This window comes from Streptomyces sp. NPDC018263 (genome assembly GCF_055562575.1).
The window spans coordinates 1-23,682 of the sequence record NZ_JBVHFA010000013.1 but is presented as its reverse complement, the minus strand read 5'-3'; the positions used below and the strand labels follow the sequence as shown (position 1 = coordinate 23,682).

Sequence of the window (23,682 nt, the reverse complement as noted above, 5' to 3'; positions counted from 1 at the left end):
TTCACCCGGAAGAGCTACCTCAGCGGGGTCCGTACACCCCGGAAACCGCCTGCGGCGCACCCTTCACGAGGTCGGTCCCCTGGCAGCCGAGCTGTTGAGCAACGTTCTGGGCGGCCGCGTTGGCGACGAGCATCTGCTTGTCGGCGGCTTCCTTGCCCGAGATCTTGACCTTGCTCTCGCGCTCCAGTGATGCGTTGACGATGATGTTCTTCTTCGGGCTGGACATACGGCACCGGAAATAGATGGAAGCCAGCCTGTCTGAGGACGACGCCGACGCTCCAGTCCGATAGTACGTATACATCTTCTCCAGTTCAGGGTTGGCCTTCAGGACGATGGCGGCCTCCCTGAAGTAGAGCGTGACCAGATGCTCACCTCCCGACGGCGGCCTCAGGAGACATTTGGGCACTCCTTCCATCTCCCCGCCCCCGACCCGCCCATCTGCGGCTCGAAGTGTTGCGAGCGCTTTCTCCGGTTCGGAGCCAGTGTCGCTGAAGCGCGTTGTGCCAGCGATCTTGGTGAGTGCGGACTCCACTGAAGGATCATGGGCGAACTTTCCGCACACTTCACCTGCCCGAATCCCGGAATCCTCGTCTTGGGGATCCGCGCTGCACGCTGAAACAGCCCATACCAGGGCAATTCCTGTCGCAGCTACTTTCAAACTGCGCGGCATTATTTTTCCTTCTTGTATGGATCGGGCAGATCGGAGTCCCCAAAGTGCAGGCGTGAGTCTTTAAGCAACCCCGTCAGATCCTCCTGGATATAGTTTCTGTTTTCTTCACTCCAGCCAGGCGCGTCCACGTAAGCGTCCACAGGCATCTGGGTGGCTTCTTTCCCTCGCGCCAAGGTATCGGCCTTAAGGTCGCTGTACGTCTTCTTCAGTTCGTCATCCATGTGCTCGGCGTGGTTTTCAGCGGCCTCATCCGTATACATGCCGAGGCCGCTGACCACGGCATTTCCCACCGTATCGGCGACCAGTGGAACAAAAGGACTGGCCGCACCCTCAGTCGCGATGGTGAGGCCACCTCCCACCACCGCCTCGGTGCCAAACTTGATCCACTCGGACGACTGGGCAATGGCCTTCTTTTTCTCTTCCGAATCGTCCGCATAGTCCTGGTCGATCTGTCCCATGCGTGAGTGATCGAGAATTCCGTGAGTTTCGGCACTCACGCGGACCATGGTGTGAGCGTCGGTCATATCGGTGTTCTTGATCTCTGCCCCGCTGGGCTCAGGACCTACCACCCCGAGGGTGTGAGCGGTGTACACGGTCTGCGCCGCAGAGAGCAGTGCATGCCCCTCCTTGCTCTGCGACACGATGCTCAAATAATTGACCGCGTCGCCGCTGTTGAAGAGCAGGCGCTCGTTGTAGTCAGACCCGAATCGAGAGGTGCCATCCGGCAGGTTGGCCCCGAAGGGGGAGTTGCGGGTCTCACGCATGGAATCGATGCTCTCCTGCTCCATGGAGCGATTGAACTCATCGATGTACGCACTACCGATCTTCCCCAGGCTGTCCGAGATCCCCTGTTCGTGGGAGAACTTGGGATCGCTGCCGTAGAACTCCACGATCTTCTGGACGACCTTCGCGTTGTCCAGCGTCCGCGTGTCCTTCAACCCCTCGGCCGGCGCGTCGTAGGCATGGCCGGTCGCCGCGGACTCCAGGGCGTGGCCGAGGCTGTCGTAGCCGTACTTGGTGCCGTAACCGTCCTTGTACGCGTCCTCGACCCACGCCCGGTCCTTCGTGAAGTAACTGAAGGCGTCGAGGGGCTTGTGCTCCCCGGGCACGTCGATCTTGCTGTTGAAGAAGTCGGTGGAAGCCCGGGAGTTGTGCCCGAGCGCCTCCATGAATCCGGCCATGGGATCACGCCCGAGATCCTTGCCGTCCCAGCTCAAATGGGGTGCCATCCCCAGCCCGGCGTTCCAGACCTGCCCCGGCCGCAGGGCACCGTTGTGCGTCATCCGGCTCTCGGCGACCGTGACCGCGTTCCCGTAGTCCTTCAGGAACTTCGTGTCGAAGGACCCGTGCCGCATCAGGTTGCTCATCACCTGGAAGCCGTAGGCGGACGTACCCCGGCTCTGCACCACATCGGTGCCCGAACTGATGACGTCGGACTTCCACCGCTCCATGGCCGGACTGTGCGAGTGGGTCGCCTCGGCCAGCGTCATGCTCCAGTTCTGCTGAAGCTCCTTGATCTGCTTCTGATGGTCGAGCCCGAGACGCGAGCCGTCCGACGGGTCACCCATGTCGACCCAGTAGTCGAGATTGCCCTTCACTCCGACCTCGAGAGCGAAGCGCTCGGCGAAGTACGCGTCACCCTTGTTGTCCTCGAGGTACTTGTTCAGGCGGGCGATCTCCGCGGAGGAGGCGTCGTCCCCCTTGGCGACGAGTTTCGCCGCCGCCTTGGCATCCTCGGCGTCCTGGGCGTGGGCCGCCTGCTTGAGGGACTTGTACTCCGTGCCGGAGAAGTTGTTGTCGTCCTTCCCGGTCAGCGTTTGCAGGGCACGGGCGGCGGTCTCGTCCGCCTCCGTCGCCGCGGTCACGGCGTTCTCGATGCCGCTGCGCACATGGTCGAAGTCCGCCTGCTTCGGCTTCGGCCCGGCGTAGTCCTTCGGCCGCCGGTCGGGATGGATGAGGTAGCTCACCGTCCCGTCCGAGTCGATACGGATGCCCTGGCCGGGAGCGTCGTCGACGATCTTCTTGAGCTTGTCCTTGGCGGTCTTGAACTCGTGGAGCGCGTCCCGGAGGATGTTCCGGATGCTTTCGGCTTCCTTGGCCGCGTCGCTGAATTCCTTGGCGGTCTTTTTGATGAAGGGGCGGGTGATGCCGGCGTTCTGGCCCTTCCAGTCCGCCTTCTCCGCCTTGTGCTGCATGCCGTTCTCGGCCTTCTCCTGCAGCGTCTTCAGTTTCTTGACGGTCTCCGTCCAGTCGTTCACGGCGTCCTGCATGCTGCCCAGGCGGGCATGGAGGAGATCGTCGAACGCGACCATGCTCAGGTTTCCTTACTTGAAATGCTTGTCGATTTCCTCGACGGAAAGATTGGTCTTGAGGGTTTCCTCATAGTTCTTGTGCGTCCACACCGTGTCTTCCAGGTGGTTGTGGATATGCGCACATGCACTGAGCAGCGCCTCCGCCTGCGAACACCACGTGTCCCACGCGGAGAACAGTGCGGAGCCGGTCTTGAAGCCGTCGTCGGTCAACTGGGTCGAGGCCGTGCCGGTGGTGGCGCCGGCGTGGAACGCGTCGGTCTCCAGATGGTGAAACAACTCCTGTGCGTCGTTCCCCACGGCCTTCAGCTCGGGCGACGTGACGGTGTAATCGGAGGCACCCCCACCCGCCCCGTCTGCTGCCGCGTGATCGATCCGCATACTGCTCTGCTGCCGGGCCGCGGCGGTATCACGCGCCTGACCCCACATCGCGTCGAATGACATGGCTGGCTTTCTAGTCCTTCTTGAGCGGCAGGTACTTCATCTTCGCGGGATCCGGGAACTTGATCTCGTTCTCGCACTTGAGAATCTTCGCCACCTTGAGCGAGGAGCGGAACAGAGGCCGGAAACGCGCTTCGAAGCTCATGTAGAAGTCACTGTAAATAGTGCCGGTGAAAGAAAGTGGGCGCATCCGGTCCTTTGAGTCGCACTGAAAGTAGACGCTGGCGCTGCCCGATTCGATAATGGCCTGCATGCCGTTACCCGGCTTGTGGGTTCTGCGGGGGGTCGTTGTACGGGCCCTGGGCCGGGGCGTGCGGGGGGTACGCGGGAGGGGGCGGTGTCGCGGGCGTGCGGCGACGGGAGCGGAGTACGCCGACGGTGACCACGGCGCCGATGAGCAGGGCGGCCGCGACGCCTACGCCGGTCCAGAGGAGCGCGTTTCCACCCTCACTCGACTTCGCCGCCACCTTCTCCTGCTTGGCGGGCGCCGTGGGCTTGGGCGTCTTGGGAGACGGAGACTTGGCGGCGGCTGCGGCCAGGTCGGGGAGGGGGTACACGTCGGCCGGGCCGGGGTCCACGGGCTCCGTGAATGCGCGCCGGGGGCGTATGGCGCCGTAGCCGAGAAGATCGGTCCTGTTCGCGCCGTTCGCGGGCTTGGCCAGCGTGCCGAGCATGACGCGCAGAACCTGGTTGTTGGTCCAGCTGGGATGAGCCGACCAGATGAGGGCTGCAGAGGCGGAGGCGATGGCGGTGGCGTCGCTAGTGCCTTGTGACTCGCAGAGCTGCGTCTCCGAGGTGCAAGCGTGGAACATGTCCACGCCAGGAGCGACTATGTCGACCTCAGGTCCCCGCTGGGAAAAGGCGGCCACCTTGACATCCCGATCCACCGCTCCAACTCCGACCACGCCAGGGGTTGAAGCCGGGTAAGAAGGCAGGTTCTCCTTGTCGCCCCTGTTGCCGACCCCGGCGAAGAGCAGCTTCCCCTTGGACAAGGCGTATCTGACGGCAGCCTCAAGCTGTGGAGTGCCGACGTCGTGGCGCCCACGTGAGTCGCTCAGCGCCAGCGACATGTTGATGATCTGTGCTTTGGAGTCGGCGGCGTAGCGGATCGCCTGGGTCAACTTCTCGGAGTACTCCGTATTGGCATCCATCCGACCGCTGACCTCTTGGCTGTCCAGCATTCGAATGGGCAGGATCTTCGCTCCCGGCGCGAGCCCGTACGAAGCGTTTGCCCCTCCGCGTGCTCCCGTCGCCGCGATTAGCGCGGCCATCGAGGTGCCGTGGCCCGCGACATCGGTGTGCTCGTCGCCGCGCAGCGAGGAGAAGTCCGTCCCGTCCAGGACCTGGCCCTTGAGATCTGCGAGTGAGTCATCGACCCCGGAGTCGATGAGGGCAACTGTCATTCCGCGCCCCGTACTGGACTTCCAGATCTCGGGTGCGCGCATGGCGTCGAGGTACCACTGCTCCGCTCGTATGGGCTCCGCCTGCGCGGGACCGGCCGAGAGACCGACGAGTAGCAGGCTTAGAGCTGCCGCCGCCGTGGAGGTGACTCGACAGCGCTGCATGCCTCTGGTGCGCATGTGCCTTCCTGGGGTTGATAGATGCGGACTCAGTCGACCACGGGGGGCAGAGTCCGGCGCCCCTCTCTTGTCCAGGTCTCCTCGTCTTCCACGAGGTAGTCCGGCCGCTTGTCGTGCTCCTGAGACTTGCGCGAGTCGGCGGGCCTGCCTGGGGCGCCGGCGCGACCGACATGGGATGTCTGTGCTTGGTCGGCGCCCTTGGCCGACGGGCGAACGAGTCCGGAACCGCCCGAGGTGAAGGGACGACCGCCGGGCTGCCCCGGTTGGCCGGAACGCCCACCGAGAACCCCTCCCGTCTCGGACGCGAGCCGGCGACCGGAGCCGCCCATCGCTCCTGCGGACCGAGCTCCCTCCACGGAGCCGGGCGTGATGGCGCGACCGAGAGGGGTGCGGCCCTGCCCGCTCTCGCTTCCGATGACGGTTCCTCGTGGAATCCCGTTCGTCGGCCGACCAGTCGCGCTGACCGGTCTGCCGCCGACGATGCCCGTGTCCCGAGGCATGCGCGTCATGCCTTCGATCGGCTTCGCCAGACCAGGCACCTGCGGGAGCCGGCCGAGGCCGGGCGTGCGTGCGGGCAGCTCTGCGCCGGGGAGGCGGCCACCTCCGGCGAAGGTCGGCGGCAAAGCAACTGGCAGTCCCGGCGTCGACACCTCACGCTGTGGCAGAACCGGACCCGTCGACGACGTGGTGAGGGGCGGCGCCGACGTGCGCGGGAGCGTATCGGCGCTGTCGATGTTCAGGGACACGGGCTCGGGACGGGTAGCGGGATGGCCACTTGAACGCGTCGGGGCGTCGAGGACCGGGCCCGTCGCGGCGCGGTGTACGGCAGCAGACTGCGAGTTCCCCCCGGAGCCGGCCGTAGAACTGGCCGCACCGGACGAGTCGTATCCGGCGTACTCGGTGGATCTGCTAGGAACCACCCTCTCGTCATTGACCCACCACTCAGCATCTCCCGTTCGCCCCGACGCCGGCGCGAACGTAGGAGGCGTGATGCTGTTTATCTGCAAGGCTGAATGCTCATACGACTCCGCCAGTTTCCGCATCTGCTGGATGGCGTCCTGGCGGGTCGCGTCAATATAGGTCTGGGCGGCGGCCGCGTCGGAATGGGCGGTCTCGGCTGCCTTACGGGCATCAGGGTCGTTCCGCGACCCCGGCTGCCTCGCCGCATCGATCGTCTTGTGGGCGTCGGCCAGCACGGCCTTTGCCTGGGTCGTCTCCGACGTGTCCGGCATGGATGCCTTCGCATTGGCGATGGCCTGCGAGACCTCGCTCATCCACTGCGACGCCGCCCCCGCGTACTCGCCCAGCCGTAGGGTGGCACTCGCGGTGTGGCCACCCCAATCGCGGAAGGAGTCACCGGCCTTGCCCTGCCACTCAAGGCTCTTGACGTGCTTCATCAAGTCATCGCCGATCTTGGTGATCGTTGACGAGGCATTGTGCAGCTTGGTGGCGAGATGAGCCGCGGACTCCCGGTCGGCGGAGTCGAGCATGGCCGCGAGCTGCTCATGCGTCATGGACTCGAAGTCCGTACGACTGAGCTTCGGTTGCTTCCGCTCACTCACGACAATCCCTCCTTGGACTCTCCTGCGCCCGGCTTGGCCGCAGCCGAGTCCTTCGCGCCCCGCGCATAAGGATCCCGCGCCGCGTCGTAATACTTCTCCGCCTCCGCGTTCACCGCCCGCATCCGCGCCTTGATGTCCTCGTCGAGGTTCTCGTAGCCCACGCGGGAGGCGTGGACCGCGAGGCTCATGCTTTCGATCTGGGCGCTGAGGGCCTTGGAGAGGTTCTCCAACTCGTCGTGGACGATGGTGTACGAGTCGTGGAGGAACTGCGCCTCCTTGAAGGTGGCCGCCCCGAGCTGCGCACGCGGCAGCCGGTCCTCGCCGACCTTGCCCGGTGCCGCCTCCGACTTGTCCAGCTCGACCAGCAGCGCGTCGACCCGCTTCTTGAAGCTCTTCATGGCGTTGTGCTGGATGTCCAGCGCCATCGCCGGATTGACCCCCGCCAGGGTGTCGAAGCCGGTCCCCGTGTCAGGAACCTTGCCGCCCCCGTCCGAACTCACCTCAGCCGCCTCCCCGTTCTCCCCGTGTCATCCCCGTCCCTTCGCTCGTTCGAACGCGGGAACGGGGGTGGTTTCCATCGATCACTCTAATGGCGTTGCGGAAGCAACCCCAGTTGAATAAGGGACGTTCCGCGCTTGCGCGAAACGAACACGCCACGCCCCGGCGGCATGGGACGCGCCCGTACCGTGCCGAGGATGTCGCCCTCGCTGGGGTCGCCCGAAAGAACGACGCCCTGTGCTCCCAGCTCCTTCACCCGCTGCATGAACGACTCGTACATCGCACGCGAGGCGCCCGCCTGGCTGCGGGCGATGATGAACTTCACGCCGACGTCCCGCGCGAACGGCAGGTGCTCGACCAACTGACTCAGCGGATTACCGGAGTTGGTCGCCACCAGCTCGTAGTCGTCGATGATGACGAAGAGCTGCGGGCCGGTCCACCAACTGCGGTCGCGCAACTGCTGCGGCGTGATGTCCGGCTTCGGCGCGCGCATCTCCATGAACTGCCGGATCGCGTCCATGTGGACCTGCATCGCCGACGCCATCGGCGCGTACTCCAGCAGATGCTCCTCCCCGACCGCCTCCAGCATGGTGCGCCGGTAGTCACCGACCACGATGCGGGCCTCCGCCGGGGTGTACCGCTCGGCGATCTGCTTGGCGATCAGCCGCAGCAGGTTGGTCTTGCCGGACTCGCTCTCCCCGAAGACCAGGAAGAACGGGTCGGTGTCCAGGTCGACGAAGACCGGCTCCAGGTTGGCCTCGTCGATACCGATCGCGATGCCCGCCTGCGGGAACTCGAAGCCCTTGGGCAACTGGTCGGCCGGCAGCTTGCGCGGCAGCAGACGCACCGTCGGAGCCGCGGGACCCTCCCAGCCGGCCTTGACCCGCTGCACCAGCGCGGCCGTCGCCTCGGACAGGTCGCCCGCCGACGAGGCGCCGTCGATACGGGGAAGAGCCGTCATGAAGTGCAGCTTCTCCGAGACCTGGCCCCGGCCGGGCACGCCCGCAGGCACGTTCACCGCGACCTTGCGGTCGAACTCGGAGTCCATCGGGTCGCCCAGCCGCAGTTCGAGCCGGCTGAGGATCTGGTCCTTGAGGGCCGCGCGGACCTCCATGTAGCGCGACGCGGAGACGACGACATGGATGCCGTAGCCGAGACCCCGGCCCGCGATGTCGTTGACGACACCCTCCAGGCCCTCGTACTCCGTCTTGAAATTGCCCCAGCCGTCGATGACCAGGAACACGTCGCCCCACGCCTCGCCCGGCAGTTCGCCCGCCGCGCGGCGCCTGCGGTAGGTGGCGACGGAGTCGATGCCGTTCGTGCGGAAGAACTGCTCGCGGCGGTTGAGGATGCCCGCGACCTCGGCGACCGTACGGCGCACCCGCTCCGGGTCCAGCCGGGACGCGACCCCGCCGACGTGCGGGAGGTCCGCCAGGGAGGCGAGGCCCCCGCCGCCGAAGTCCAGGCAGTAGAACTGCGTCTCCAGCGGGGTGTGGGTCAGCGCGAACGACGTCACCAGCGAGCGCAGCAGCGTCGACTTGCCGGACTGCGGGCCGCCGACCACCATCATGTGGCCGGCCGCGCCGGAGAAGTCCCGGTACAGCACCTCGCGCTTCTGCTCGAAGGGCTTGTCGATCAGACCCAGCGGCACGGTCAGCGCGCCCGCGCCCGGGTACTCCGGCGCGTGCAGACCCCGCTCGGGCGACACCGACAGCGCGGGCAGCAGGTGGTCCAGCGCGGGCGCCTCGTCCAGCGGGGGCAGCCACACCTGGTGCGCGGGCACCCCCTGGCCGTCCAGGCGCTGCACGATCACGTCCAGCACCGTGTCCGCGAGCGCGTCGTCCTCCGCGCGCGAGGCGCGTGCCCGCTCCTCGGCCGGGTCGGGCGCCGCGTACGCCATCGGCACCGGCAGCGCCGTGAACCGCGCCGGACGACGCTCCACGGGCGCGCTGCCCTGCGCGACCTCGGCCCCGCCCGCGCGGTACGTGCCCGAGACGTACGCCGCCTTGAAGCGCGTCATCTCGTCCGTGCCGAACTTCAGGTACCCCGAACCGGGCACCGACGGCAGGTGGTACGCGTCCGGCACCCCGAGCGCCGCCCGCGACTCGGCCGCGGAGAACGTCCGCAGACCGACCCGGTACGACAGATACGTGTCCAGACCGCGCAGCCGCCCCTCCTCCAACCGCTGGGACGCGAGCAGCAGATGCACGCCCAGGGAGCGGCCGATCCGGCCGATCTGGATGAACATGTCGATGAAGTCGGGCTTGGCGGTGAGGAGTTCGCTGAACTCGTCGATCACCAGGACCAGCGAGGCCAGCGGCTCCAGCGGGGCACCGGCCGCGCGCGCCTTCTCGTAGTCGTGGATGTTGGCGTAGTTGCCCGCCGCCCGCAGCAGCTCCTGACGGCGCTGGAGTTCGCCCCGGATCGCGTCGCCCATGCGGTCGACCAGGGTGAGGTCGTCGGAGAGGTTGGTGATCACGGCCGCGACGTGCGGCATCTGGGACATGCCCGCGAAGGTCGCGCCGCCCTTGAAGTCCGCGAGGACGAAGTTCAGCGTCTCCGAGGAGTGCGTGACCGCCAGGCCCAGCACCAGGGTGCGCAGCAGCTCCGACTTGCCGGAGCCGGTCGCGCCCACGCACAGGCCGTGCGGGCCCATGCCGTCCTGCGCGGCCTCCTTCAGGTCCAGCATCACCGGCTGGCCGTCCTCGCCGACGCCGATCGGCACCCGCAGCCGCTCCGACATGGAACGCGGCCGCCAGGTGCGCCGTACGTCCACCGAGGCGGCGTCCCCGAGGCCGAGCAGATCGGTGAAGTCCAGGTTGGACAGCAGCGGTTCGTCGTCGTCCCCGCCGCCCATCCGCAAGGGCGCGAGCTGCCGGGCCAGCGCCTCGGCGCCGGGGAGCGACAGCCCGTCGGGGGTGCCCTCGAAGGCCACGTCGCCACCGGAGTCCAGCCGCAGCCGCTCCGGGCGCACCACGATGGAGAGGTCACCGCGCGGGGTGTCCAGCTCGCCGCTGACGACCTCCACGATCGTCACGCCCTGAAGGCCCTCGGCGGCCGCGAACACCGACGACGGCGGCACGATGCCGCCGTCGAGCACCACCAGGACGTGCGGCTGGTCCAGCAACGGCTGCCCGCCCCGGCTGAACCGGGGCCGCTCCTCCAGCCGCCCGGCCAGCAACTGCTCCAGCTCACCGAGGTCGTCGCTGAACAGCCTGCGGGTGCCCGCGCCGTCGAACTGGCCCGGCAACTGGCAGTGCGGCAGCCACTTCGTCCAGTCCCAGCGCTCCGCCGCGCCCCGGGAGGCGACGACGGCCACGATCAGGTCGTCGGGGGAGTGCAGGGTCGTCGCCTGCGCGACCAGGGCGCGCGCGGCCGACTGGGCGCGCTCCGGGTCGCCGGAGACCGTCACGTGGTAGAAGGCGCGCAGCGACAGCGCCACCGGCAGACCGTCCAACTGGCCGTGCACCGACAGGAAACGCTGCATGGCACCCGCGCACAGCGGCTCCAGCTCGTCCACCGGCGCGGTCTGCGGCGCCAGCAGGGGAGTGGCCAACTGCTGCGGACCCAGGCCGATCCGGACCTGCCCGAAGTCCTCGTCCGCCACCCGCCGCTCCCACACCCGGCTGCCCTCGGCGACCAGCGACCACAACTGCTCGGGAGCGGGGTGCAGATAGAGCTGCGCGTCCCGCTGACGCAGGGCCGTCCTGCGCACCGTGCGCCGCGTCTGGGCCAGGTAACGGAGGTAGTCACGGCGCACGTCGGCCATTTGCCCTTGCGTACCGCGACGGTGCCGGACGATCTGCGAGACGACCATCGCGGCCGTGGACACGAGCATGACCACACCCATGATCCGCATGAACGGATGGGCGTTCGGGGATGCGAAGTAGAACACCACGGAGGAGCCCATGCCGAGGGTCGGCAGGACCTGCATCAGCATGCCCTCCTGCTGCCCGCGCGGCAGCTCGGGAGGAGCCTCCAATTGCACCTCTTCCGAGGACACTTCGGGCGGCAGCGCACGAGGCGGGCGCTTGATGACGAGCTGGCTCACCGGAGCGTCAATCCTCCTGCGCGGACGATCGGTTGATCACCGGCACCCCCGTGGCGACGGTCGTCCTCCGCTTGCCGGCGATCCTACTGGTCACCACTGACACCGGGCCCCGGTAGGGTGACGCCCGCAGCGTGCGCATCCGCGAACAGGGGGTCTGTGAAGGTGACTACGACAGCGGCGACGGGATTCAGCAGGGTCACGGTCGTGGCACCCGACAGCCGCATCGACGTGGCGCTTCCGGTGGACATCGCCGTGGCCGACATCTACCCGGAGATACTGCGGCTGACCGGGCAGACCCAGGAGGTCGGCACCCCGGCCGGCTACCACCTGGTCCGGCGCGACGGGCGCGTGCTCGACAGCGCCCGCACCCTGGCCGACGAGGGCGTCCTGGACGGCGAGGTGCTGAGCCTGCGCCCCTTCGCCGAGTCCCTGCCGCCCGCCGTCTACGACGACGTCTCCGACGCCGTCGCCTCCGCCGTCGTTCGCGACCGGCACCTGTGGAGCGAGGACCTGCTGCGCGTCGCCGGACTTGCGGGCGGCGCCCTGCTGATCCTGCTGACCGGCTTCGTCCTCTGGTACGCCGACCCGGTCCGCCACGACATGAACGGACTGCCCGGCGTCATCGCCGGCGGCCTCGGCGTGCTCCTCACCGCCTTCGCCGGGGTCCGCGCGCGGGTGTACGGCGACCGGGGCGCCGCCGTCGCCGTGGGCCTCGGCGCGCTGCCGCTGCTGATGATCGCGGGCTCCGGGATCATCGGCGCACCGGCGGCCCAGGGGCCGGGCAAGCTCCAGTTCATGCTCGGCTGCGTGGCCGTGCTCATCGCCTCGGTCGTCCTGGTGGCGCTCACGCCCGGCGGGGACGCCCCCTTCGTCGCCGCCTCCTTCCTGGCGGCCGTCGGCACCGTCGCCACCTTCGTCGCCCTGCTCACCGACGCGTCCGCCACCGCGACCGCCGCCGTGTGCGCCCCCGTCGCCATCGGCCTGGTCGCCTTCCTGCCCGGCCTCTCCGCCCGCTTCGCCCGGCTGCCCATCGGCTACGCCTCGCCGCACTCCGCCACCGACGACGCCTTCGACCCGGACGCCGCGCAGGGCGCCGACACCGAACCGCTCGACGCCGACCTCGTCGCCGCCCAGGCCCGGCGCGGACACGAGATGCTGCTCGGCCTCGTCGGCGGCACGGCGGCCCTGGTCGTCGCCTCCGCCGCCGTCCTCGGCTTCTGCGACAACGTCTGGGGCCAGCTCCTCGCCCTCACCACCGGCCTCGCCATGCTGATCCGCGCCCGGCTGTTCCGGTACACCGCCCAGGTGTCCTGCGTCCTGGTCGCCGGCCTGGCCGCCATCGCGCTGCTGCTGCTCGGCCTCGCCCTGAACCCGCCCCACGCGGCCCTCACCGACTTCGTGCTCCACCAGGACCGCGGCGCCCTCGACCTGCGCACCGCCTGGCTGACGGCGGCCGTCGCGGCGGGTGCCGTACTGATCACCGGGATCGGGCTGACCGTCCCCAGCAAGGGGCTGTCACCCTTCTGGGGCCGCTTCCTCGACCTCGCCGAGGGCGCCGTCCTGCTCGCCCTGGCCCCCCTGTGCCTCGCCACCCTCGGCGTCCTCGCGGACGTACGCTCGATGGTCGGTTAGGGGGCGTCTGGTCGGTCAGGCCGGGTCAGGGAGCGGCGTCTGGTGCCGTGCATCGCAAGGCGGAGGAGGGAGTCGATGCGGAGCATCGGGGACCGACGACAACGCGGCGAGGTGCGGTGCCAGGCGCCGCGAGCCCGGCGTGACCGACCAGACGCCCCCTAGGGGCCGTGAGGAGGCCCCGGAAGCCCCTGGTACCCTGAGTGACGGCCGTTCGTGTACGCACCCCCGGAGCAGCAGCTCTGGAGGCCGCGCCCAGCGAGCCCCGCCTCCCGAGTAACGGAAGCTCCCCCGAGATTCAGACCGGGGGCACTCGGTGGCAACCACCATGAGGAGTACGAGTGTCTCTCGACGCCGCTACGAAGAAGCAGATCATCGCCGAGTTCGGCCAGAAGGAGGGCGACACCGGCTCCCCCGAGGTCCAGGTCGCCATGCTGTCGCGCCGGATCTCCGACCTGACCGAGCACCTCAAGGCCCACAAGCACGACCACCACTCCCGCCGTGGTCTGCTGATCCTGGTCGGTCAGCGCCGCCGCCTGCTGCAGTACCTGGCCAAGAAGGACATCCAGCGCTTCCGCGCCCTGGTCGACCGCCTCGGCATCCGCCGCGGTGCGGCCGGCGCCAAGTAAGTCGCCATGAGGGAGCGGTTCCCGAGCCTGTCGGGAGCCGCTCCTTTTTTGCTTGCCGGGCCCAGCGCCCGTACCCGCTGTAGGTGCGGAAACGTGCGGACTGTCACTCCCCCTTTGTAGGGTGTTGGCACAACGCATCACGTACGACACAGAACGAGGAGAGGCGCACCGCGCCGCCGCCGGTCCTCGGTAGTGGCCCCCAGGGGGGAAGAGAGCCCCTGGGTGCTTCGATCGAAGACCGGCCCGCACCAGACGGAGCGCTTCTCCCACCACCGTCCCCACGCCACACGGGCGAGCGGGACGAAGACGAGGAGAGAACGCTAGTGGAGAACGAGACCCACTACGCCGAGGCCGTTATCGACAACGGTTCCTTCGGTACCCGCACCATCCGCTTCGAGACGGGCCGCCTTGCCAAGCAGGCCGCCGGCTCCGCCGTGGCGTACCTGGACGACGACACCATGGTGATGTCGGCCACCACCGCCTCCAAGGCCCCCAAGGACCAGCTCGACTTCTTCCCCCTCACGGTGGACGTCGAGGAGCGGATGTACGCCGCCGGCAAGATCCCCGGCAGCTTCTTCCGCCGTGAGGGCCGCCCCTCCGAGGACGCGATCCTCACCTGCCGCCTGATCGACCGCCCGCTGCGCCCCTCCTTCAAGAAGGGCCTGCGCAACGAGATCCAGGTCGTCGCCACGATCATGGCGCTCAACCCGGACCACCTGTACGACGTCGTGGCGATCAACGCCGCGTCCGCGTCGACGCAGCTCGCCGGCCTGCCCTTCTCCGGCCCGATCGGCGGCGTCCGCGTCGCGCTGATCCGCGGCCAGTGGGTCGCGTTCCCGACGCACACCGAGCTCGAGGACGCCGTCTTCGACATGGTGGTCGCCGGCCGCGTCCTGGAGGACGGCGACGTCGCGATCATGATGGTCGAGGCCGAGGCCACCGACCAGACGATCAAGCTGGTCGAGGGCGGCGCCGAGGCGCCGACCGAGGAGGTCGTGGCCGCCGGTCTCGAGGCCGCCAAGCCCTTCATCAAGGTCCTGTGCCGCGCTCAGGCCGACCTCGCCTCCAAGGCCGCCAAGCCCGAGGGCGAGTTCCCGATCTTCCTGGACTACCAGGACGACGTCTTCCAGGCGCTGAAGAAGGCCGTCCAGCCGGAGCTGGCCCAGGCCCTCACGATCGCCGGCAAGCAGGAGCGCGAGACCGAGCTGGACCGCGTCAAGGCTCTGGCCGCCGAGAAGCTCCTGCCGGAGTTCGAGGGCCGCGAGAAGGAGATCTCCGCCGCTTACCGCGCGCTGACCAAGCAGTTGGTCCGCGAGCGTGTGATCAAGGAGAAGAAGCGCATCGACGGCCGCGGCGTCACGGACATCCGTACGCTCGCCGCCGAGGTCGAGGCCATCCCGCGCGTGCACGGCTCGGCGCTGTTCGAGCGTGGCGAGACCCAGATCCTGGGCATCACCACCCTGAACATGCTCCGCATGGAGCAGCAGCTCGACACCCTCTCCCCGGTGACGCGCAAGCGCTACATGCACAACTACAACTTCCCGCCGTACTCCGTCGGCGAGACCGGCCGTGTCGGCTCCCCGAAGCGCCGCGAGATCGGCCACGGCGCCCTCGCCGAGCGCGCCCTCGTGCCGGTGCTGCCGACGCGCGAGGAGTTCCCCTACGCGATCCGTCAGGTGTCCGAGGCCCTCGGCTCCAACGGCTCGACGTCCATGGGCTCGGTCTGCGCCTCCACCATGTCGATGCTGAACGCCGGTGTGCCGCTCAAGGCCCCCGTCGCCGGTATCGCCATGGGCCTGATCTCCGAGCAGGCCGACGGCGAGACGCACTACGTCACCCTCACCGACATCCTCGGTGCGGAGGACGCCTTCGGCGACATGGACTTCAAGGTCGCCGGCACGAAGGACTTCGTGACCGCCCTCCAGCTCGACACCAAGCTGGACGGCATCCCGGCCTCCGTCCTGGCCGCGGCCCTCAAGCAGGCCCGCGACGCCCGTCTCCACATCCTCGACGTGATGATGGAGGCCATCGACCGGCCCGACGAGATGTCCCCGAACGCCCCGCGGATCATCACCGTCAAGATCCCGGTCGACAAGATCGGTGAGGTCATCGGCCCCAAGGGCAAGATGATCAACCAGATCCAGGAGGACACCGGCGCCGACATCACGATCGAGGACGACGGCACGATCTACATCGGCGCCGTGGACGGTCCGTCCGCCGAGGCCGCCCGCGCCACGATCAACGGCATCGCCAACCCGACGATGCCCGAGGTCGGCGAGCGCTACCTGGGTACGGTCGTGAAGACCACCACCTTCGGCGCCTTCGTCTCCCTGCTCCCCGGCAAGGACGGCCTGCTGCACATCTCGCAGATCCGCAAGCTCGCCGGCGGCAAGCGCGTGGAGAACGTCGAGGACGTCCTCGGTGTGGGCCAGAAGGTCCAGGTCGAGATCGCCGAGATCGACTCCCGCGGCAAGCTCTCCCTCATCCCCGTGATCGAGGGCGAGGACGGCTCGGACGACAAGAAGGACGACGCCGACCAGTGACGTCCCGTAGCTTCAAGGCGACGGCCCGCACCTCCTCGGAGGCGCGGGCCGTCGCCCGTACCCAAACCCTCATCAAGGGCAGAGACGGCATCGGCACCGTCCGCCGGACCACCCTGCCCGGCGGTCTGCGCATCGTCACCGAGACGCTGCCCTCCGTGCGCTCGGCGACCTTCGGCATCTGGGCCCACGTCGGCTCCCGTGACGAGACCCCGTCGCTGAACGGCGCCACGCACTACCTGGAGCACCTGCTCTTCAAGGGCACCGACAAGCGCTCCGCCCTCGACATCTCCGCCGCGGTCGACGCCGTCGGCGGCGAGATGAACGCGTTCACGGCCAAGGAGTACACGTGCTACTACGCACGCGTGCTCGACACCGACCTGCCGCTCGCCATCGACGTGGTGTGCGACATGCTGACCGGCTCGCTGATCCGCGAGGAGGACGTCGACGTCGAACGCGGCGCGATCCTCGAAGAGATCGCCATGACCGAGGACGACGCCGGCGACTGCGTGCACGACCTGTTCGCGCACACCATGTTCGGCGACAACGCGCTCGGCCGCCCGGTCCTCGGCACGGTCGACACCGTCAACGCCCTCACCGCCGACCGCATCCGCCGCTTCTACAAGAAGCACTACGACCCGACCCACCTCGTCGTCGCGGCCGCCGGCAACATCGACCACGCCAAGGTCGTCCGCCAGGTCCGCGCGGCCTTCGAGAAGTCGGGCGCCCTGCGGGACAACGGCGCCCAGCCGATCGCCCCGCGCGAGGGCAGCCGCACCATCCGCACCGCGGGCCGCGTCGAGCTGGTCGGCCGCAAGACCGAGCAGGCGCACGTCATCCTCGGCATGCCCGGCCTCGCCCGCACCGACGACCGCCGCTGGGCCATGGGCGTGCTCAACACCGCCCTCGGCGGCGGCATGTCCTCCCGGCTCTTCCAGGAGGTCCGGGAGAAGCGCGGCCTGGCCTACAGCGTGTACTCCTACACCTCGGCCTTCGCGGACTGCGGCCTGTTCGGGGTGTACGCGGGCTGCCGCCCGAGCCAGGTGCACGACGTGCTGAAGATCTGCCGGGACGAGCTGGACCAGGTCGCCGCGAACGGCCTCAGCGACGACGAGGTCAACCGGGCCATCGGCCAGATGAAGGGCGCCACCGTCCTCGGCCTGGAGGACACCGGCGCGCTGATGAACCGTATCGGCAAGAGCGAGCTGTGCTGGGGCGACCACATGTCGGTGGACGACATGCTGGCCCGGATCGCCGCGGTGACCCCGGACGAGGTCCGTTCGGTCGCCCGCGACATCCTGGGACAGCGCCCGTCGCTGTCGGTCATAGGCCCGCTGAAGGAGAAGCAGGCCGCCCGGCTCGACGACGCGGTCGCCTGACCCCGCCCCTCAACTGCGGTAAGGAAACGAAGAGATGAGCAAGCTGCGCGTGGCGGTCCTCGGTGGAGGCGGCCGTATCGGGTCCGAGGCGGTACGGGCCGTCGAGGCCGCCGAGGACATGGAACTGGTCGCCTCCCTCGGGCGGGGCGACAAGCTGGAGACGCTGGTGGACGCCGGCGCCCAGGTCGCCGTCGACCTCACCACCCCCGCCTCGGTCATGGGCAACCTCGACTTCTGCGTGCGCCACGGCATCCACGCGGTCGTCGGCACCACCGGCTGGACCGAGGAGCGCCTCGCGCAGCTTCAGGGCTGGCTCGACCAGTCCCCGGAGACGGGCGTGCTCATCGCCCCGAACTTCTCCATCGGCGCCGTCCTCACCATGAAGTTCGCGCAGATCGCCGCGCCGTATTTCGAGTCCGTCGAGGTCGTCGAGCTGCACCACCCCAACAAGGTGGACGCCCCCTCCGGCACCGCCACCCGCACCGCCCAGCTCATCGCCGAGGCCCGCCGCAGGGCCGGCACCGCCGAGGCCCCGGACGCCACGGTCACCGCGCTGGAGGGTGCCCGCGGCGCCGACGTGGACGGGGTGCCCGTGCACGCGGTCCGGCTGCGCGGCCTCCTGGCCCACCAGGAGGTCCTCCTCGGCGGCGAGGGCGAGACCCTCACCCTCCGCCACGACTCGCTGCACCACAGCAGCTTCATGCCGGGCATCCTGCTCGGTGTGCGCCGGGTGGGGTCCGCTCCGGGCCTCACCTTCGGCCTCGAACACTTCCTGGACCTGGGCTGAGTACCCCCACCTCATGCGCGCGAAGATCACTTACCTCGTCACGGCCGCCGTCCTGGTCTTCTACTTCGTCCTGGTCGGCAGCCGCGGCGTGATGCTCATCCAGTCCGGCACGCTCCTCACCGTCACCTTCGGCGTGGCCGTGCTGATCCTGCCGGTCATCGGCGTCTGGTTCCTCTGGAAGAACACCCAGTTCGTCCGCCGGGCCAACCAGCTCGCCGCCGAACTGGAGGCCGAGGGCGGCCTGCCCGTCGACGAGCTGCGCCGCACCCCGGACGGCCGGATCGACCGCGACTCGGCCGACGAGGTGTTCGCCCGGCGCAGGGCCGAGACCGAGGCCGCCCCGGACGACTGGCGGAGCTGGTTCCGGCTCGCCGTCGCCTACCACGACGCCCGCGACACCCCGCGCGCCCGCAGGACGATGCAACGCGCCATCGCCCTGCACGACGGCCGCCACATCCCGGCCTGACGCCTCAGCCGCGCCCGTACTCCGCGGCCCACGCCTCGATCGTGTCCGAGGCCCGGTCGAACCCGGCGGGCCGGTTGAGGAAGTCCAGCGTGTGCGTCGTCAGCAGCGGGGGAGTGTCGTCGGGGGCGCGGTCGTCGCGGACCAGCGTCAGCGCCTGTCCCTGCACCGTGCGGGGCAGGCCCAGCCAGCGCACCGGCTGCTGTGCCGTCCGCAGCGAGACCACCCGCTCCCACGGCACCGTGCGCGTCACCAGGAAGCCGACCTGGCGCAGGCCGCGCGGGCTGACCCAGACCCCCATGCGCAGCACCCGCAGCGCGCCGACGACGATCGCCCCGGCGAGCACGAAGGTGACCCCGGCGGAGGTCGTGGTGCCGGTCAGCGCGGTGAGCACGGCCCCGAACAGCACGAACGAGGAGAACAGCAGCCCCAGCGCCGCCCCGCCCACCCGCCACGGGCCGGGACGGTACGGGCGCCGCCAGCGGTCCCGGTCGTCATAGGGCAGCGAGCTCTCGTCGGCCGCCTCGAAAGTGCGGTCGGCCGTCAGGAAGGGCAGGGGCACGGCTGTTCCTCGCAAGGTCCTCGCACGGGCTTGTGCCCGGTGAGGCTATCCGCCGGTGGCGGGGCTCACCAGCCGTGGGCGGCCACAAGGGTCAGTGACCCGGCGCCGCCTGCGACTGGCCGGCCGGCGGCGCGGCCGGAGTGGACAGCGCGGGCATGCCGACGACCAGCGCGCCGACTATCCCGGCGACGAGGGTCAGCATGAGCAGCGAGCGCCCGGCCCGCTCGGCGCGGGACACGCGCTCGGGGGGCGGGGGAGTGACATTGCCGCGGAACCTGTCGGCCTCGGCGATGAAGGCGAAGGGTACGGGCTCACGACGACGGAACATCTGGGGTGGGTCTCCTTCCGGGGGTCTGCGACCTCACCCCCTCAGACGTCCGAGTGCCGCAAAAGGTGCCCATGTCCGGAAAACCGCTGGATGCGATTTATGGGGTGAGGTGTTGCTCTGACCGGTGCGCGTGCCCCGTATGGTGGCTGCAAACCGCAGAAGTGATGGAAGGACCTTTGTGACCACCCCCGAGCCGCTCACGCTCCGTAGCGACGTCACCGTCGAGCTAGTGAAGTCCAGCGCGTCCGACAGCGACGTCCTCTTCGCCGCCCGAGTCTCCACCCTGGGCGAGCAGTCCCTGGACGAGCTCCAGAAGGACCCCGAGCGCTCCAAGGGCCTCATCAACTACCTGGTGCGCGACCGGCACGGCAGCCCGTTCGAGCACAACTCGATGACCTTCCTCATCAGCGCCCCGATCTTCGTCTTCCGCGAGTTCATGCGGCACCGCGTCGGCTGGTCCTACAACGAGGAATCGGGCCGCTACCGGGAGCTGCAGCCGGTCTTCTACGTCCCCGACACCTCCCGCAAGCTGGTCCAGGAGGGCCGCCCGGGCAAGTACGTCTTCGTCGAGGGCAGCCCCGCCCAGTACGACGCGGTGCGCGACACCCTGACGGAGTCCTACGAGCAGGCGTACGCCGCCTACCAGAAGCTCCTCGCCGAGGGCGTCGCCCGCGAGGTGGCCCGCGCGGCCCTGCCGGTCGGGCTGTACTCCTCGATGTACGCCACCTGCAACGCCCGCTCCCTGATGCACTTCCTCGGTCTGCGCACCCAGCACGAGCTGGCCAAGGTGCCGTCGTTCCCGCAGCGGGAGATCGAGATGGTGGGCGAGAAGATGGAGGCCGAGTGGGCCCGTCTGATGCCGCTCACCTACGCGGCCTTCAACGCCAACGGCCGGGTGGCCCCGTAACCCTGTTCCCCCGTGCGGAACGGATGTACGGATCAGCCTCCCGAAGTGTCCGTATTGCGGCATTTAGAGAAGTTCATCTAGCCTGATCAAACGGACCCGGCACTGCTTGAACCCCCGAGCAGGCAGTGCCGGGCTCCTTTTCGGCCGAGAGACGGATCGAGGGGCGGGTCGAGAGTTTGACCCGCGTTTGTCCTGACTTTCCCGACACCCCACGGGCAGACCATGGATCGAGTACCGAGTAGCGTGTCACTCATGGCTCCGACCTCGACTCCGCAGACCCCCTTCGGGCGGGTCCTCACCGCCATGGTCACGCCCTTCACGGCGGACGGCGCACTCGACCTCGACGGCGCGCAGCGGCTCGCCGCCCACCTGGTGGACGCAGGCAACGACGGCCTGATCGTCAACGGCACCACCGGCGAGTCACCCACCACCAGCGACGCGGAGAAATCGGACCTCGTACGAGCCGTCGTGGAAGCGGTCGGCGACCGCGCCCGCGTCGTGGCCGGAGTCGGCACCAACGACACCCACCACACCCTCGAACTGGCCCGCCAGGCCGAACGCGACGGCGCGCACGGCCTGCTGGTCGTCACGCCGTACTACAACAAGCCCCCGCAGGAGGGCCTGTACCGCCACTTCACGGCCGTCGCCGACAACACCGGCCTGCCGGTGATGCTCTACGACATCCCCGGCCGCAGCGGCGTTCCGATCAGCACCGAGACCCTGGTCCGCCTCGCGGAGCACCCGCGGATCGTCGCCAACAAGGACGCCAAGGGCGACCTCGGCCGCGCGAGCTGGGCCATCGCCCGCTCCGGCCTCGCCTGGTACTCCGGCGACGACATGCTGAACCTGCCCCTGCTCTCCGTCGGCGCCGTCGGCTTCGTCTCCGTCGTCGGTCACCTCGTCGCCCCCGACCTGCGCGCCCTCGTGGACGCCTACACCTCGGGCGACGTCGTCAAGGCCGCCGAGATCCACCAGAAGCTGCTCCCGGTGTACACCGGCGTCTTCCGCACCCAGGGCGTCATGACCACCAAGGCCGCGCTCGCCCTGCTGGGCCTGCCCGCCGGTCCGCTGCGCGCCCCCATGGTCGAGTGCTCCCCGGAGGAGATCGCCCAGCTCAAGATCGATCTTGCCGCCGGCGGGGTACAGCTCTGACATCAGACTTCAGCACCATCCGAGCCACACAACCGCAGCACACAACAGAACAGCGGGCGCACCGGCGTCCCGCCCCCCTTACGACAACCGCACGCACTGAACGTCATGCGCGCCACGTGCCCACCGGTACGTGGCGCGTGTGGTCAGGAGAGTCTTTTGAGTCATCCGCACCCTGAACTGGCCCCGCCGCCGCCGCTCGCCAAGGGCGGCCTGCGCGTCACCCCCCTCGGCGGTCTCGGTGAGATCGGCCGGAACATGACGGTCTTCGAGTACGACGGCCGTCTGCTGATCGTCGACTGCGGCGTGCTCTTCCCCGAGGAGGAGCAGCCCGGAATCGACCTGATCCTGCCGGACTTCTCGTCCATCCGGGACCGCCTCGACGACATCGAGGGCATCGTCCTCACGCACGGCCACGAGGACCACATCGGCGCGGTCCCCTACCTGCTGCGCGAGAAGCCCGACATCCCGCTGATCGGCTCCAAGCTGACCCTCGCGCTGATCGAGGCCAAGCTCCAGGAGCACCGCATCCGCCCGTACACCCTGGAGGTGGAAGCGGGCGACCGCGAGCGGGTCGGCCCCTTCGACCTCGAGTTCGTCGCGGTCAACCACTCCATCCCGGACGCCCTCGCGGTCGCCATCCGCACCCCGGCCGGCATGGTCGTGCACACCGGCGACTTCAAGATGGACCAGCTCCCGCTGGACGGCCGGCTCACCGACCTCCACGCCTTCGCGCGGCTGAGCGAGGAGGGCATCGACCTCCTCCTCTCGGACTCCACGAACGCCGAGGTACCCGGCTTCGTCCCGCCCGAGCGCGACATCTCCAACGTGCTGGACAACGTCTTCCAGGGCGCGCACAGCCGCATCATCGTGGCGAGCTTCGCCAGCCATGTGCACCGCATCCAGCAGATCCTGGACACCGCCCAGAAGTACGGCCGCAAGGTCGCCTTCGTCGGCCGCTCCATGGTCCGCAACATGGGCATCGCGCGGGACCTCGGCTACCTGAAGGTCCCGCCGGGCCTGGTCGTCGACGTCAAGCAGCTCGACGACCTGCCGGCCGACAAGGTCGTCCTGGTCTGCACGGGTTCCCAGGGCGAGCCGATGGCGGCCCTGTCCCGCATGGCCAACCGGGACCACCAGATCCGCATCGTCGAGGGCGACACGGTCATCCTGGCCTCGTCCCTCATCCCGGGCAACGAGAACGCGGTCTACCGCGTGATCAACGGCCTGACCCGCTGGGGCGCCAACGTCGTGCACAAGGGCAACGCCAAGGTGCACGTCTCGGGCCACGCGTCCGCGGGCGAGCTGTTGTACTTCTACAACATCTGCCGCCCGAAGAACCTCATGCCGGTCCACGGCGAATGGCGCCACCTGCGCGCCAACGCCGAGCTGGGCGCCGCGACCGGCGTCCCGCACGACCGGATCGTCATCGCCGAGGACGGCGTGGTCGTCGACCTGGTCGAGGGCAAGGCGAAGATCGCGGGCAAGGTCCAGGCCGGTTACGTCTACGTCGACGGCCTCTCGGTCGGCGATGTGCGCGAGCCCGCGCTGAAGGACCGCAAGATCCTCGGCGACGAGGGCATCATCTCGGTCTTCGTGGTGATGGACGCGTCCACCGGCAAGATCACGGGTGGCCCGCACATCCAGGCCCGCGGCTCCGGTATCGACGACGGTGCCTTCTCGGAGGTCCTCCCGAAGATCACGGAATCGCTGGAGCGGTCCGCTCAGGACGGCGTCGTGGAGCCTCACCAGCTCCAGCAGCTCATCCGGCGCACGCTCGGCAAGTGGGTCTCGGACACCTACCGTCGGCGCCCGATGATCCTCCCGGTCGTCGTCGAGGTCTGATCCCGACGCTCTGACCTGCACTGGGGCCCCTCGACACCGGTCGAGGGGCCCCAGTGCGTCGCCGGGGCGAACACCCGCTCGAAAAAATCTTGATAGGACGAGTTGACACCCCCTTGGCCGATCCGTAGAGTTCTTGGTCTGCCCCGGAGCCGTAACGGTTCCGCGGTGGCACCTCGCCGCGAGAGCGGCACTCAACCACCAGTACGACCATCCCCCTGGGATTGCTTTCGGCGCGTCCGAATTCAATTCGAATGGGAGCCGGCAGCCCGATTAGGAACTGCCGGGGATGATCCGCTAAGGTTTGAGACGTCGGAACGGCCCAGCGGGCCGGGAAGACAACCCCCTCTGACTGG

Annotated in this window: 19 protein-coding genes; 9 read left to right on the top strand and 10 right to left on the bottom strand. The window is 68.8% G+C overall.

Annotated elements, in window-relative coordinates; translation table 11 throughout:
- Positions 1 to 19 precede the first annotated feature (19 nt).
- From ACZ3HQ_RS29210 to eccCa, 8 genes are all read right to left on the bottom strand, one after another.
- On the bottom strand, positions 20 to 532 hold the full coding sequence (locus ACZ3HQ_RS29210; RefSeq protein WP_467515519.1) for a hypothetical protein: 513 nt from the start codon (positions 530 to 532) through the stop codon (positions 20 to 22).
- 137 nt (positions 533 to 669) lie between these two features.
- Positions 670 to 2,982, bottom strand: coding sequence for a hypothetical protein (locus ACZ3HQ_RS29205; RefSeq protein WP_467515517.1), 2,313 nt, complete (start codon positions 2,980 to 2,982; stop codon positions 670 to 672).
- 12 nt (positions 2,983 to 2,994) lie between these two features.
- The gene (locus ACZ3HQ_RS29200) at positions 2,995 to 3,423 is read right to left on the bottom strand and encodes a hypothetical protein (protein WP_467515515.1); all 429 of its coding nucleotides are present in this window, start codon (positions 3,421 to 3,423) and stop codon (positions 2,995 to 2,997) included.
- A 10-nt stretch (positions 3,424 to 3,433) separates the two neighbouring features.
- Complete coding sequence (locus ACZ3HQ_RS29195) at positions 3,434 to 3,673, bottom strand: hypothetical protein (protein ID WP_467515513.1); 240 nt, start codon at positions 3,671 to 3,673, stop codon at positions 3,434 to 3,436.
- Between the two features lie 4 nt (positions 3,674 to 3,677).
- Positions 3,678 to 5,000: a type VII secretion-associated serine protease mycosin gene (mycP, locus tag ACZ3HQ_RS29190; RefSeq protein WP_467515511.1), complete on the bottom strand. Its 1,323-nt coding sequence runs from the start codon at positions 4,998 to 5,000 to the stop codon at positions 3,678 to 3,680.
- A 29-nt stretch (positions 5,001 to 5,029) separates the two neighbouring features.
- Positions 5,030 to 6,562, bottom strand: a complete 1,533-nt coding sequence (locus ACZ3HQ_RS29185) for a WXG100 family type VII secretion target (RefSeq protein WP_467515508.1) — start codon at positions 6,560 to 6,562, stop codon at positions 5,030 to 5,032.
- A complete protein-coding gene (locus ACZ3HQ_RS29180) occupies positions 6,559 to 7,062 on the bottom strand; it encodes a hypothetical protein (protein ID WP_467515506.1) in 504 nt (167 codons plus the stop codon). Before ACZ3HQ_RS29180 ends, ACZ3HQ_RS29185 begins: the two co-directional genes overlap by 4 nt.
- Positions 7,063 to 7,148: 86 nt before the next feature.
- Positions 7,149 to 11,111: a type VII secretion protein EccCa gene (gene eccCa, locus ACZ3HQ_RS29175; protein ID WP_467515503.1), complete on the bottom strand. Its 3,963-nt coding sequence runs from the start codon at positions 11,109 to 11,111 to the stop codon at positions 7,149 to 7,151.
- Positions 11,112 to 11,273: 162 nt separating this feature from the next.
- On the opposite strand from eccCa, the gene eccD reads away from it, so the two are divergent.
- The 6 genes from eccD (at position 11,274) to ACZ3HQ_RS29145 (ending at position 18,541) form a co-directional block, all read left to right on the top strand.
- On the top strand, positions 11,274 to 12,743 hold the full coding sequence (eccD, locus tag ACZ3HQ_RS29170; RefSeq protein WP_467515500.1) for a type VII secretion integral membrane protein EccD: 1,470 nt from the start codon (positions 11,274 to 11,276) through the stop codon (positions 12,741 to 12,743).
- Positions 12,744 to 13,081: 338 nt separating this feature from the next.
- The gene (gene rpsO / locus ACZ3HQ_RS29165) at positions 13,082 to 13,369 is read left to right on the top strand and encodes a 30S ribosomal protein S15 (RefSeq protein WP_030816847.1); all 288 of its coding nucleotides are present in this window, start codon (positions 13,082 to 13,084) and stop codon (positions 13,367 to 13,369) included.
- A 323-nt stretch (positions 13,370 to 13,692) separates the two neighbouring features.
- Entirely contained in the window at positions 13,693 to 15,912 is a 2,220-nt protein-coding gene (locus tag ACZ3HQ_RS29160; protein WP_467515498.1) for a polyribonucleotide nucleotidyltransferase, read from the top strand.
- Positions 15,909 to 17,288: a M16 family metallopeptidase gene (locus tag ACZ3HQ_RS29155; protein ID WP_467515496.1), complete on the top strand. Its 1,380-nt coding sequence runs from the start codon at positions 15,909 to 15,911 to the stop codon at positions 17,286 to 17,288. Before ACZ3HQ_RS29160 ends, ACZ3HQ_RS29155 begins: the two co-directional genes overlap by 4 nt.
- A 34-nt stretch (positions 17,289 to 17,322) precedes the next feature.
- A complete protein-coding gene (gene dapB, locus ACZ3HQ_RS29150) occupies positions 17,323 to 18,075 on the top strand; it encodes a 4-hydroxy-tetrahydrodipicolinate reductase (RefSeq protein ID WP_467515494.1) in 753 nt (250 codons plus the stop codon).
- Positions 18,076 to 18,088: 13 nt separating this feature from the next.
- Positions 18,089 to 18,541, top strand: coding sequence for a tetratricopeptide repeat protein (locus ACZ3HQ_RS29145; RefSeq protein ID WP_350899680.1), 453 nt, complete (start codon positions 18,089 to 18,091; stop codon positions 18,539 to 18,541).
- Positions 18,542 to 18,545: 4 nt separating this feature from the next.
- Here the strand turns inward: ACZ3HQ_RS29145 and ACZ3HQ_RS29140 are convergent, their stop codons facing one another.
- Entirely contained in the window at positions 18,546 to 19,100 is a 555-nt protein-coding gene (locus ACZ3HQ_RS29140) for a hypothetical protein (RefSeq protein WP_467515491.1), read from the bottom strand.
- Between the two features lie 91 nt (positions 19,101 to 19,191).
- A complete protein-coding gene (locus tag ACZ3HQ_RS29135) occupies positions 19,192 to 19,428 on the bottom strand; it encodes a hypothetical protein (protein ID WP_467515489.1) in 237 nt (78 codons plus the stop codon).
- A 178-nt stretch (positions 19,429 to 19,606) separates the two neighbouring features.
- On the opposite strand from ACZ3HQ_RS29135, the gene thyX reads away from it, so the two are divergent.
- The 3 genes from thyX (at position 19,607) to ACZ3HQ_RS29120 (ending at position 23,329) form a co-directional block, all read left to right on the top strand.
- Positions 19,607 to 20,335 carry an FAD-dependent thymidylate synthase gene (thyX, locus tag ACZ3HQ_RS29130; RefSeq protein WP_030816861.1) on the top strand — a complete coding sequence of 243 codons (729 nt, stop codon included), beginning with the start codon at positions 19,607 to 19,609 and terminating at the stop codon, positions 20,333 to 20,335.
- Between the two features lie 252 nt (positions 20,336 to 20,587).
- A complete protein-coding gene (dapA, locus tag ACZ3HQ_RS29125) occupies positions 20,588 to 21,487 on the top strand; it encodes a 4-hydroxy-tetrahydrodipicolinate synthase (RefSeq protein ID WP_030816863.1) in 900 nt (299 codons plus the stop codon).
- A gap of 156 nt (positions 21,488 to 21,643) precedes the next feature.
- The gene (locus ACZ3HQ_RS29120; RefSeq protein WP_467515484.1) at positions 21,644 to 23,329 is read left to right on the top strand and encodes a ribonuclease J; all 1,686 of its coding nucleotides are present in this window, start codon (positions 21,644 to 21,646) and stop codon (positions 23,327 to 23,329) included.
- Positions 23,330 to 23,682 lie beyond the last annotated feature (353 nt).